10 protein-coding genes are annotated in these 12,322 nt (G+C 66.0%); 4 read left to right on the top strand and 6 right to left on the bottom strand.

What is annotated here, in order from left to right:
• Positions 1 to 71 precede the first annotated feature (71 nt).
• Positions 72 to 1,580: a glycosyltransferase family 39 protein gene (locus tag C7G41_RS25560; protein ID WP_106945113.1), complete on the top strand. Its 1,509-nt coding sequence runs from the start codon at positions 72 to 74 to the stop codon at positions 1,578 to 1,580.
• A gap of 124 nt (positions 1,581 to 1,704) precedes the next feature.
• On the opposite strand, the gene C7G41_RS25555 is transcribed toward C7G41_RS25560, so the two are convergent.
• On the bottom strand, positions 1,705 to 2,514 hold the full coding sequence (locus C7G41_RS25555) for a uracil-DNA glycosylase family protein (protein WP_106945112.1): 810 nt from the start codon (positions 2,512 to 2,514) through the stop codon (positions 1,705 to 1,707).
• Between the two features lie 136 nt (positions 2,515 to 2,650).
• On the opposite strand from C7G41_RS25555, the gene C7G41_RS25550 reads away from it, so the two are divergent.
• The 3 genes from C7G41_RS25550 to C7G41_RS25540 all read left to right on the top strand — a co-directional run bounded on the left by C7G41_RS25550 (position 2,651) and on the right by C7G41_RS25540 (position 7,422).
• Positions 2,651 to 4,312: an electron transfer flavoprotein-ubiquinone oxidoreductase gene (locus C7G41_RS25550; protein WP_106945111.1), complete on the top strand. Its 1,662-nt coding sequence runs from the start codon at positions 2,651 to 2,653 to the stop codon at positions 4,310 to 4,312.
• Positions 4,313 to 4,648: 336 nt separating this feature from the next.
• A complete protein-coding gene (locus tag C7G41_RS25545) occupies positions 4,649 to 6,451 on the top strand; it encodes a tetratricopeptide repeat protein (RefSeq protein ID WP_106945110.1) in 1,803 nt (600 codons plus the stop codon).
• Between the two features lie 86 nt (positions 6,452 to 6,537).
• Positions 6,538 to 7,422, top strand: a complete 885-nt coding sequence (locus tag C7G41_RS25540) for a 4-(cytidine 5'-diphospho)-2-C-methyl-D-erythritol kinase (RefSeq protein ID WP_199198604.1) — start codon at positions 6,538 to 6,540, stop codon at positions 7,420 to 7,422.
• 101 nt (positions 7,423 to 7,523) lie between these two features.
• On the opposite strand, the gene C7G41_RS25535 is transcribed toward C7G41_RS25540, so the two are convergent.
• The 5 genes from C7G41_RS25535 to C7G41_RS25510 form a co-directional block, all read right to left on the bottom strand.
• Positions 7,524 to 8,399: an alpha/beta fold hydrolase gene (locus C7G41_RS25535; protein WP_106945108.1), complete on the bottom strand. Its 876-nt coding sequence runs from the start codon at positions 8,397 to 8,399 to the stop codon at positions 7,524 to 7,526.
• 7 nt (positions 8,400 to 8,406) lie between these two features.
• Positions 8,407 to 9,039 (bottom strand): LysE family translocator, encoded by a 633-nt coding sequence (locus tag C7G41_RS25530; protein ID WP_106945107.1) that lies wholly within the window; start codon positions 9,037 to 9,039, stop codon positions 8,407 to 8,409.
• 60 nt (positions 9,040 to 9,099) lie between these two features.
• Complete coding sequence (gene fabF / locus C7G41_RS25525) at positions 9,100 to 10,356, bottom strand: beta-ketoacyl-ACP synthase II (RefSeq protein WP_106945106.1); 1,257 nt, start codon at positions 10,354 to 10,356, stop codon at positions 9,100 to 9,102.
• 1 nt (position 10,357) lies between these two features.
• Positions 10,358 to 10,873: a helix-turn-helix domain-containing protein gene (locus C7G41_RS25520; protein WP_106945105.1), complete on the bottom strand. Its 516-nt coding sequence runs from the start codon at positions 10,871 to 10,873 to the stop codon at positions 10,358 to 10,360.
• Between the two features lie 425 nt (positions 10,874 to 11,298).
• Positions 11,299 to 12,306, bottom strand: a complete 1,008-nt coding sequence (locus C7G41_RS25510; RefSeq protein ID WP_007594965.1) for a polyprenyl synthetase family protein — start codon at positions 12,304 to 12,306, stop codon at positions 11,299 to 11,301.
• Positions 12,307 to 12,322: the final 16 nt, after the last annotated feature.

The following is a 12,322-nucleotide window of genomic DNA, read 5'->3' as shown; positions in this document are numbered from 1 at the left end:
CGCCCTCTATCAAAACACTCGTCAGCGAATAGGGCCGGCTTGACGGGTTGGCTGCATCTTTCGGACGTTGCATGCGGTTTACCTCTCTGGTCATCGAGCTCATTCGCGCGCGGCCGCGGCTGATCGTCTGGATCGTCGTGCTGCTCCAGGCCGCGATGTGGCTGTTCGTGGCGCTGGTGTTTTATCGCAGCCCGCCCGGCAGCCTCGCGACCCTGCTGGCCTTCGGCCGCGAATACCAGGTCGGCACCGATTTGGGCCCGCCCTTGCCGGTCTGGCTCGCCGACATCGCCTATCGCGCCGCCGGGGGCCACGTCTTCGGCGTCTACGTCCTGGCCGAGCTCTGCGGGATCGCGACCTTCATCACGCTCTATCATCTGTCCCGCGCGGTGGTCGGCCCTCAGCAGGCGGTGCTGGCCGTGCTGCTGACCATGACGCTGCTGGCCTTCTCCTCGCCCGCACTCGACTTCGGCCCCCTGGTGCTGGCGCGGCCGCTCTGGGCGCTGCTGCTGCTGCATTCCTGGCAGATCATCGGACAGCGCCGCGGCAATGCCTGGTTCGCCTGGTCGATCGAAGCGGGCCTCTTGTTGCTGACGACGCCGGCCGCGATCTTCCTGCTGCTGCTGATCGTCGTCTTCGCGCTCGCAACCGCGGGCGGCCGCCGCACGTTGCGCGCACTCGACCCGCTGTTTGCGCTGGTGGTCGTTGCCGTGCTGGCATTGCCCTATGCCGTCTGGCTGATGCGCGCCGAGGCGCTCGTCCTGCCGGCCTTGCCGCAGGTCGCCGAGCTCAATGCCCGCGCGCTGCACGCGGCCTGGCTGCTCGGGGGGCTCCTGCTCGGTGCGGCGGCGATCCCGGCGCTGACGGTCCTCAACACCGGCCTGTTCGTTCCCAAGAGCGAAGAGGCGCCGATCATCTACCGCCCGCCGGTCGAGCCGCTCGCGCGCAATTTCGTCTATTTCTTCGCGCTGGCGCCGGCGCTCGGCGCGGTGCTGATCTCCGGCCTGCTGGGCCTCGCCGCCGTCGTCGGCGGCGCCGGCGTCGTCCTGGTCTTGTCCGGGCTTGCCGTGGTCGTGGGGGCCGGCGATCTCATCGCGATGCGCCGCGCGAGGATGCTGCGGATGGTCTGGGCGGCCGCCGTGATCGCGCCCGCAATCGGCGTCGTGCTCGCTGTCCTGCTCCTGCCGTGGACCGGTGCCAACGAGATCGCGACCTCGATGCCGGCGCGCGCGATTTCGGACTTCTTCGACGAGAGCTTTTCCCGCCGCACCAATCATCGCCTGCGCGCGGTCGCCGGCGAGACCCAGCTTGCGAGCTTGATCACGCTGCATTCCGGCCGGCCGCATCTCTTCATCGATGCCGAGCCCGCGCGGACGCCTTGGATCAATCAAGCCAAATTCAGCGAAACCGGCGGCGTCGTGGTCTGGCGCGCCTCCGATACCGCCGGCACCCCGCCGCCGGACATCCTCGCGCGCTTTCCCGGCATCGTCCCGGAAGTCCCGCGCGCCTTCGAATGGCTGGTGACCGGACGCCAGCAACTCCTGCGGATCGGCTGGGCCGTCGTGCGGCCGAAGGGGACCTAGTCGCTCGCTCTTTCCGTCGTCATTGCGAGGAGCCCTTGCGACGAAGCAATCCAGAATCTCTCCGCGGAAAGATTCTGGATTGCTTCGCTGCGCTCGCAATGACGGGGAGAGGTCATACGGCCCTTCACGCGCCCGCCAGCACCTTCGCGATCGCGCGCAGATCCTGCCAGGCCAGCCGCTTGTAGGACGGCGAGCGCAACAGATAGGCGGGATGGAAGGTCGGCAGCGCGTGGATGGTGCGCGCGCCCGTCTCGTAGTCGAACCAGCGGCCGCGGGTGCGCATGATGCCTTCGCGGGTCGACAGCAGCGTCTGCGTCGAAGGATTGCCGAGCGTCACCAGCACATCCGGGTTCACCAGCTCGATCTGGCGCTGGATGAACGGCAGGCAGATTTGCGTCTCCTGCGGCGTCGGCGTGCGGTTGCCGGGCGGCCGCCAGGGAATCACGTTGGCGATGTAGGCGGTGGTGCGGTTGAGGCCTATGGCTCCTATCATCAAGTCGAGCAGCTTGCCGCTGCGCCCGACGAAGGGCAGCCCCTCGATGTCCTCGTCGCGGCCCGGTGCCTCGCCGACGAACATGATGCGCGCCTGCGGATTACCGTCGGCGAAGACCAACCGTGTCGCCGTGTGCTTCAGCGCGCAGCCGTCAAAGCTCTGCATCAACTCACGCAGCGCCTCCAAGGTCGGCGCGGTGCGTGCGGCCTCGCGCGCCGAGGCGATCGCGATGTCGGGCGCGGGTGCGGCCTCGCCGCGCAACACCGCCGGTGCGGCGGCCGGCCGTGGCGCCTCGACAGGAGGTGGGGCGCGCGGGGCCGCAGGTGGAGCATCCAATTCCGCCAGGCGGTCGACCGGTTCCTCCGCGAGCGCGCAATCGACTCCAGCCTCCAGATAGAAGGCGAGAAGCTCTCGGACGGTGGGTGCGGGTTCGGGGATCATTTGGAAAGTCAGACTTTTATATCAGTTTGGGGCGCCTTGCACCCAGGCGAAACGCATTTCCGAGGTTGTCCTACCCGGAAAAATCGGAAACAAGAGGGCGCAATCGACCAAGGACCGTCTCAAGGGCTGAGATCAGATGAGCACCGAAGAACTTCCCCCGCGCGAATCCATGGAATTCGACGTCGTCATCGTCGGCGCCGGCCCCTCGGGCCTGGCTGCGGCGATCCGGCTGAAGCAGATCAATGCCGATCTCAATGTCGTCGTGGTGGAGAAGGGCTCCGAGGTCGGTGCGCATATTCTCTCCGGCGCCGTGATCGACCCGGCCGGGCTCGACAAGCTCGTTCCCGACTGGCGCGAGGATTCCGACTGCCCGCTGAAGACGCAGGTGAAGGACGACCGCTTCTACTGGATGACGGCGGGCGGCGCGATCAAGCTGCCGAACTTCATGATGCCGCCGCTGATGGACAACCATCACTGCTATATCGGCTCGCTCGGCAATGTGTGCCGTTGGCTGGCGCGCAAGGCTGAGGCGCTCGGCGTCGAAATCTATCCGGGCTTTGCCGCCGCCGAGGTGCTCTATGACGAGCAGGGCGCGGTGAAGGGCATCGCCACCGGCGACATGGGCGTCGGCCGCGACGGCAAGCCGAAGGACTCCTTTACCCGGGGCATGGAATTGCTCGGCAAGTACACGCTGTTCGCGGAAGGCGCGCGCGGCAGCCTGACCAAGCAGCTCATCGCGAAATTCGCGCTGGATACCAACAGCGAGCCGGCGAAGTTCGGCATCGGGCTCAAGGAAGTCTGGCAGATCGATCCCGCCAAGCACCAGAAGGGCATGATCCAGCATTCGTTCGGCTGGCCGCTCGATCTGAAGACCGGGGGTGGCTCGTTCCTCTATCACTACGACGACAACCTCGTTGCCGTAGGCTTCGTCGTGCATCTCAACTACGACGATCCGTATCTGTCGCCGTTCGACGAGTTCCAGCGTTTCAAGACCCACCCGTCGATCCGCTCCACCTTCGAAGGTGCCAAGCGGCTCGCTTATGGCGCGCGCGCCATCACCGAGGGCGGTTATCAGTCGGTGCCGAAACTCAGCTTCCCCGGCGGCGCGCTGATCGGCTGCGCGGCCGGCTTCGTCAACGTTCCCCGCATCAAGGGCGTGCACAATGCGATGGGCACGGGCATGCTCGCCGCCGAGCACGTCGCGTCCGCCATTGCCGCCGATCGCGCCAATGACGAGATCGTCGACTACGAGAATGCCTGGCGCTCCTCCTCGGTCGGCAAGGATTTGTTCCTGGTCCGCAACGTCAAGCCGCTGTGGTCGAAGTTCGGCACCGTGCTCGGCGTTGCGCTCGGCGGCTTCGACATGTGGTGCAACACGCTGTTCGGCGGTTCGCTGTTTGGCACCCAGTCGCACGCGAAGCCCGATCGCGCGACGCTCGATCCGGCCAAGACCCACGCGCCGAGGACCTACCCGAAGCCGGACGGCAAGATTTCCTTCGACAAGCTCTCGTCGGTGTTCCTGTCCAATACCAATCATGAGGAGGACCAGCCGGTCCATCTCAAGGTCACGGACATGAACCTCCAGAAGACCTCCGAGCACGACGTGTTTGCCGGTCCCTCGAATCGTTATTGCCCGGCCGGCGTCTATGAGTGGATCGAGGAAGGTTCGGGCCCGCGCTTCCAGATCAACGCCCAGAACTGCGTCCACTGCAAAACCTGCGACGTGAAGGACCCCAACGGCAACATTACCTGGGTTCCCCCTGAGGGCGGCGGCGGTCCAAACTACGAGGCGATGTAGGCGGGCGTCAGCAAGCCACGATTCACGTGGCCAAGACCCCATGCGACCAATATTGCGTGACCTTGGCCGTGTGACGCACGTTCGCGTGAGAACCCGGCCGCGGTCGCGGCCCATGGTCACGATAAGGCCATACTAGCGGCGTCTTGGGGCGCTCTTGACCGGTCACTTGGCCGATTTGGGCCGTGCGGAGGGGATCGCCCGGCCCGAATCCTTGCGGTGAAGCGCCAAAAGCGGCATTGTCGGCCCGACGGTTCCGGGTCCCCATGCCACCGGCCGCGTTCGCATGCGATACGGCCTTCTGCAAACCCAGGCACTACCAACTCAAGGCGAGCCCCGATGCTTTCAAATCGTTTCAACCGTTGGACTGTTGCCGCCATTGCCCTCATGGGCACAGCGATGGCGACGGTCCCCGGCGCGGTCCTGGCGCAGACCCCGGACCATCCGTCCGACACGGCGGCCCAGTTTCCGACCCGAAACGATCTGAAGGCGCTGACCACCTCCGGCAGCTATCTCGCCGCCCGCCACGCCAGCGTCGAGCGCGACGCTGCCTCCGCCGCAGCGTTCTATCGCTCGGCCCTGCGCACCGACCCCAAGAACAACGAGCTGCTCGACCGCGCCTTCATCTCCTCGGTTGCCGACGGTGACATCGACGAAGCCGTCAAGCTCGCCGAGCGCATCCTGACCATTGACAAGACCAACCGCGTTGCGCGCCTCGTCGTCGGCGTGCACGATCTCAAGTTCAAGAAGTACGCGACTGCGCAGACCAACATCAACCAGTCGATCCGCGGTCCGATCACCGATCTCGTCGCCACGCTGCTGTCGGGCTGGGCCGCCTATGGCGCGGGCGATGCCAAGGGCGGCGTCGCCACCATCGACAAGCTGGCCGGTCCGGAATGGTATCCGCTGTTCAAGGATCTCCACGCCGGCATGATCCTCGAGCTCGCCGGCAAGGAGAAGGACGCGGGCACCCGCTTCGAGCGCGCCTACAAGCTCGACGATTCCATGCTGCGGGTCACCGAGGCCTATGCGCGCTGGCTGTCGCGCAACAAGGACTCGGCCGCCGCGACCACGGTCTACCAGGCTTTCGACAAGAAGCTCGCCCGCCATCCGCTGATCGCGGAAGGGCTGCGCGACACCAAGGCCGGCAAGAAGATGCTGCCGCTGGTCGATAGCGCGCAAGCCGGCGCCGCCGAAGCGCTCTACGGCATCGGCGCCACGCTGACCCGCCGCGGCGGCGAGGATCTGGCGCTGGTCTATCTCCAGCTCTCGCTCTACCTCCAGCCCACCCATCCCCTGGCGCTGCTCTCGCTCGCCGATCTCTATGAATCGGTGAAGCGGCCGCAGATGGCGATCAAGGTCTATGAGCGGGTGCCGGCGTCGTCGCCCCTCAAGCGCAACGCGCAGATCCAGCTCGCCATCGATCTGGATTCCGCAGACCGCACCGACGAGGCGATCAAGATCCTCAAGGGCGTCACCACTGAGGATTCCAAGGATCTCGAAGCCATCATGGCGCTCGGTAACATCGAGCGCGGCCGCAAGAAGTTCGGCGAATGCGGCGCGACCTACTCGCAAGGCGTCGACGTGCTGCCGGCCGGCAACGACAAGGCCAACAGCGTCTGGTATTATTATCGCGGCATCTGCGAGGAGCGCTCCAAGCAGTGGAGCAAGGCCGAAGCCGACATGAAGAAGGCGCTCGAGCTGCAGCCCGACCAGCCGCACGTCCTCAACTATCTCGGCTATTCCTGGATCGACCAGGGCATCAATCTCGACGAAGGCATGAAGATGATCAAGCGGGCGGTCGAGCAGCGCCCGGACGACGGCTATATCGTCGACTCCCTCGGCTGGGCCTATTACCGCATCGGCAATTACGAGGACGCGGTGAAGAACCTCGAGCGCGCCATCGACCTCAAGCCCGAGGATCCCACCATCAACGATCACCTTGGCGACGCCTATTGGCGTGTCGGCCGCACGTTGGAAGCCAAGTTCCAGTGGGCCCACGCCCGCGATCTCAAGCCCGAGCCGGATGAGCTTCCGAAGATCGAAGCCAAGATCGCAAACGGAATGACCGACGACAATTCGAACTCCTCGGCTGCGCAGGCGGAGAAGGAGAAGAAGAAGGACGACGGCAAGGGCGGCTGAGTTGAGCGCATGATCCGGAAAAGTGTGTAGCGGTTTTCCGGCAAGATCATGCGTATGAAGAACTAAGTTCTGGGGGCGTGTCGTCAATGCCGGCGTTGATTGAAGAAGGGCGCGCGAAGGTCAATCTGAGCCTTCGCGTGGTCGGCCGTCGTGCCGACGGCTATCATGATCTCGAAAGCGTGGTCGCCTTTGCCGATTGCGCCGACCGGCTCACGCTCGAGCCCGGCGATGAGCTGAAGCTCACCACGACGGGGCCGCTTGCGGCGGCCTGCGGCGATATGGCCGACAATCTCGTGGTCAAGGCGGCCAAGCTCCTGGCCGAAGCCGTGCCCAACCTGAAGCTGGGCGCCTTCGCGCTCGACAAGGTGCTCCCGGTCGCGGCCGGCATTGGCGGCGGCTCGGCCGACGCCGCGGCGGCGCTGCGGTTGCTGGTCCGTCTCAACGATCTGTCGCTCGACGACCCGCGGCTGCAGAAGGTTGCGCTTGCGACCGGCGCCGACGTGCCGGTGTGTCTGTTCTCGCGCGCCTGCGACATGACCGGTGTCGGCGAGCAGCTGCTGCCCTTGATGCTGCCGAGCATGCCCTGCGTGATGGTCAATCCGCGCGTGCCGGTCGCGACCAAGGATGTGTTCCAGGCGCTGGGCCTGCGCAACGGCGAACTCCTGGTCGGCGCCACCTCCGTCCTCAACGCCCCGGCCTGGCCGGACGAGGGCGCCTCCATTGCCGATTGGGTCAATACTCTCGAGACCGTCGCCAACGATCTCGAAGCCCCCGCGATGCGCATCGAGCCGGTGATTGGCGACGTGTTGGACGCCTTGCGTGGCTCCGCCGGGGTCAAGCTCGCCCGCATGTCCGGCTCGGGTGCGACGTGTTTTGCGATCTATGGCGCGTCTGCCGAGGCGCATGCCGCCGCCGAGAAGGTCCGCAGGGATCATTCCGGCTGGTGGGTGCACGCGGGGACGTTGAGCTAGATCTGTTCGTCATTGCGAGCGCAGCGAAGCAATCCAGTATCTCTCCACGGTGACAGTCTGGATTGCTTCGCTGCGCTCGCAATGACGCGGATATTGCGGAGCTAGCCGCCGCTTTCCTCCGCCAGCCCGAGAAACTTCCGGATCTCACCCAACACCTCCTGCGGCTTGTCATGCTGCAGCCAGTGTCCGGCCCCGGCGATGGTCTCGACGCGCGCCTGCGGAAAGTAGCGCTCCAGGCCCGCGGCTCTCGCGCCAGCCAGAAAGCTTTCGCCGGCATTCAAGAGCAGCGTCGGACAGGTTATGCGCGACCACAGCGCGATGTGATCGTCCGGCCAGAGCCGGTGCGGCGCAGAGGCGCGCTGGTAGGGATCGAACTTCCAGCTATAGGTGCCGTCCTCGTTCTGCCGCGCGCCGTGGGTGGCGAGATGCAGCGCGAGGTCGCGGGACAGCCGCTTGTTGTGAAGGACCATCTGCGCCGCCGCGTCTTCGAGGGTCGAATAGCGGCGCGGCGCGCGGTCGTGCAGCTTGTCCAGCTGGCCGACCCATTTGCCGATCCGCTCATGCACCGGCGGTTTTGGTGCATCCGGCAACATCGTCACGCCGTCGAGCACGACCAGCTTTGAGACCTGTTCGGGAAATGACCCTGTAAAGATCAGGCTGACCATGCCGCCCATGGAATGGCCGATGAGAGTCACCTGAGGCGCCGCGATGGCACGGACGAGCTGGGCGAGATCGTACACATACTCCGTCAGCGCGTAGCTGCCGCCTTTGGTCCAGTCGGAATCACCGTGACCGCGCAGGTCGGGTGCGAGCACGTGAAAATGCGGCTGCAACGACCGGGCGATGACGTCCCAGCTTCGGCAATGATCGCGCCCGCCATGGACCAGGATTGCGACGGGCGCGCCGTCGTTGCCCCAGTCGGCATAGTGCAGCCGCAGGCCGTGAGACTCGTAAGTGCGGCTTTGCGGGGCGAGCATGGTGGAGCTATCCATTCACGGGCCGCCGCGCCAGCGCGAGCGACAGGCCGAGTCCTGCGATGAAGACGCCGGAGCCCTGGGTGAGACGTCGCATCAGCTGCGGCCTTCCGATCAACTGCGTGCGTGTCGCGGAGGCCATCAGCACGACCACGATATCGGCCAGCGTGTTCAGCGTCACCGAGATCGCACCCAGCATGATGAACTGCAGCGTCGGGTTCGATCCGGCCGGGTCAAGGAACTGCGGAATGAAGGCGAGGAAGAAAGCGGCAGTCTTCGGGTTCAGCGCCTCGACCAGCACGCCGTCGCGAAAGGCGCGCTTGTCGCCGACGGGCTCGCTGTCGAATGACGGCGCGCGGCTGGCGCTGCGAAACGTGCTGATGCCGAGCCAGACCAGATAGAGTGCGCCGACGAATTTCACGGCGGCAAACAGCTCGGCGCTGGCGAGGAGGATCGCGGAGATGCCGAGGCTGCCCGCGACCACATGAACCAGCCCGCCGAGCGCGGTGCCCGCGGTCGATGCAAAACCGCTGGCGCGCCCTTCCGACAAGGTCCGTGCCGCGACGTAGAAAATGCCGGGGCCTGGAACGGCGGCGATGAGACAAGCGGCGGCCAGGAACAGCCAGAAATCCGTGTTGATCATCCTGCTTTGGTAGCGATGCTTGCCGCGTTTGCAAGGCCCGTCGTTTGCATGGCCCGTCGCTTAGCCCATCCGGCGGAAGATCACGCTGGCATTTACGCCGCCGAACCCGAACCCGTTGGAGATGGCGTTGAGCATCGACATCGGCCGGGCAGCGCCGGCGACGATGTCGATGCCCTCCGCGCCCGGATCAGGGTTCTCGAGATTGAGCGTCGGTGGCGCAACTTGGTCGCGCAGGGCGAGCACGGTGAAGACCGCTTCCAGGCCACCGGCGGCGCCGAGCAGATGGCCGGTGGCCGATTTGGTCGCGCTCACGGCGATGCCGCGGTGACGGCCGAACAGCGCGGCAATCGCGCCAAGCTCGCTCTCGTCGCCCGCCGGCGTCGACGTCGCATGCGCGTTCAGGTGCTGTAAATCCGCGGGTGCAAGCTGCGCCTGCCGGAGCGCGATCTCCATCGCGCGCCGGGCGCCGTCGCCGTCAGGCGGGCCCGATGTCATATGATAGGCGTCCGCGGTCGTGCCGTATCCGACGATCTCCGCGATCGGCGTCGCGCCGCGCGCCAATGCATGCTCCAGCTCCTCGATCACCAGGATGCCGGCGCCTTCGCCCATGACAAAACCGTCGCGGTCGCGATCGAACGGGCGCGAGGCGCGCGCGTCATTGAACCCGCTCGACAGTGCGCGGGCCGCAGCAAAGCCGCCGAGGCTGACGATGTCGATGCAGGCTTCGGTACCGCCGCAGATCGCGACATCAGCCTCGCCCGCGCGGATCATGCGCGCGGCATCGCCGATTGCCTGAACGCCGGCGGCGCACGCCGTGACCGGTGTGCCCAGCGCTCCCTTGTAGCCGTATTTGATCGAGACGTGGCCGGCGGCGAGATTGGCGAGGAAGGAGGGGATCGTGAACGGCGACAGCCGGCGCGGGCCGCGCTGCTCGGTGATGCGCACCGCCTCCGCCATCGCCGGAAAGCCGCCGACGCCGGAGGCGATGATCGTCGCAGTCCTCTCCAAAGCCGCCGCGTCCTGCGGCGTCCAGCCCGCCTGCGCAACCGCTTCTGCGGTGGCGAGCAGCGCGAACAGGATGAAGCGGTCCATCTTGCGCTGGTCTTTCGGCGCAGCGGCTTGCGCAGGATCGAAGCCGCCGTCCGCGTCATCGACCTTGTCGGGCACGAGGCCGGCAATGCGCGCGGGCAGCGCCTGCGACCATTCCGGCAGCGGGCGCAGCCCGCTTTGACCGGCCAGAAGCCGGCGCCACGACAGTTCGACACCACAGCCAAGCGGCGACACCGCGCCCATTCCCGTCACGACGATACGACGCATGTCAGTCTCCAGCCGGCGCGACGGCCGGGTTCATGGCTTTGAGCGAGGTCAGCCGTTTGCGCATGACACGGCTGGCGCGGGGACCGGCGATGATGACCGCATTGGTGAGCGTGATCGGTTGCATGTCGGCGGCATCGACCACGACCGGATTGAACGGACGACGATCGTGCCGGTTCGCGAGCAGGATGGCTTCGCCCTTCGGTGCGAGATGCTTGTTGCCCCAGGCGAGCAGGGTCGCGACCACGGGGAAAAAGTCCCGGGCCTTGTCCGTCAGTACATATTCGTAGCGTGGTGGGCGTTCGTGATAGCGGCGGCGAACGAACATGCCGCTTTCGGTGAGATGGGCCAACCGCCGCGACAGGATGTTCGGCGCGATCCCGAGGCTTTGCGAAAATTCGTCGAACTTCGTTGCGCCCTGGAACGCATCCCGCAGGATCAAGATGCTCCACCATTCGCCGACCGTCTCCACGGCGCGGCCGACCGGACATTCCAGGATGGAGGGGGATTTGGGCTGCATCAGGGGAAGCTAGGAGAGTGGCTTGCAAAATGCAAGTGACGTGGCGAGCGACTTCACGAGGTGGGCAGCGCCGTGCCACACGATGGCGAGAATCGTGACTACGCCTAAATGTGCGTTGGAGGACCGCACTCGCGCATCTTGCTCCGTCATTGCGAGCGCAGCGAAGCAATCCAGACTGTCACCGCGGAGGGATTCTGGATTGCTTCGCTGCGCTCGCAATGACGACGTTGATGCGGTGCGCATACTGCTTCCCCACCGTCGTCCCGGCGCAGGCCGGGACCCATAACCACAGGGAGTAGTTTGGCGAACACTGGTGGTGAAGATGCTGCGCGGTATGAACACCGCGCGAAGACCGACAGATCACGCGGTATGGGTCCCGGCCTGCGCCGGGACGACACCGAGACCAGGGTGCCGTAGCGCGAGACCTAATGCGACCGTGCCAGGCAGAACGCCACGACCTGCTCCAGCGCGCTCTTCATCGGCGAGGACGGGAACAGCGCCAGCGCATCCACCGCCATGGCGCCGTAGTGCTGGGCGCGGCTGCGCGTGTCTTCGAGCGCACGATGCTTGTTCATCAACCCGATGGCATGGTCGAGGTCCGTGTCGCCGATCTCGCCGCGCTCGAGCGCGCGGATCCAGAAGGCGCGCTCGGTGTCGTTGCCGCGGCGGAAGGCGAGCACGACGGGCAGGGTGATCTTGCCCTCGCGGAAATCGTCGCCGGTGTTCTTGCCGAGCTTGGCGCTCTTGCCGCCGTAATCCAGCACGTCGTCGACGAGCTGGAAGGCGATGCCGAGATTCATGCCGACCGAGCGGCAGGCGGTCTGCTCAGCCTTCGGGCGGTTGGCGATCACGGGCCCGACCTCGCATGCGGCCGCGAACAGCTCGGCCGTCTTGCCGCGGATCACGGCGAGATATTCGTCCTCGGTGGTCGCGGTGTTCTTGGCGGCGGCAAGCTGCATCACCTCGCCCTCGGCGATGGTGGCGGCGGCCGCGGAGAGAATGTCGAGCGCACGGAGCGAGCCGACCTCGACCATCATGCGGAAGGCCTGGCCGAGCAGGAAGTCGCCGACCAGCACGCTCGCCTCATTGCCCCAGAGCATGCGCGCCGACAGCTTGCCGCGGCGCATCTCGCTCTCGTCGACGACGTCGTCATGGAGCAGGGTGGCGGTATGCATGAACTCGACGCTTGCCGCGAGCTTGATATGGCCGTCGCCGGTGTAGCCGGCGAGGTTGGCCATGGCCAGCGTCAGCATCGGCCGCAGGCGCTTGCCCCCGGAGGAAATCAAATGGTTGGCGACTTCCGGGATCATGGTCACGTCCGAACCGGTCCGCGACAGGATCGTGGCGTTGACGCGCTCCATGTCACCGGCGACAAGGGCAACCAGCTCTTCGATCGACGCGCCGGGAGTTTCGAAAGGTACGATGACGGCCACGCCGGTCTCCAATATT

Origin of the sequence: Bradyrhizobium sp. MOS002 (genome assembly GCF_003020115.1) — a bacterium.
Lineage (GTDB): Bacteria > Pseudomonadota > Alphaproteobacteria > Rhizobiales > Xanthobacteraceae > Bradyrhizobium.
The sequence above is the reverse complement of the archived record's forward strand: the minus strand, read 5'-3'. Positions and strand labels throughout refer to the sequence as shown.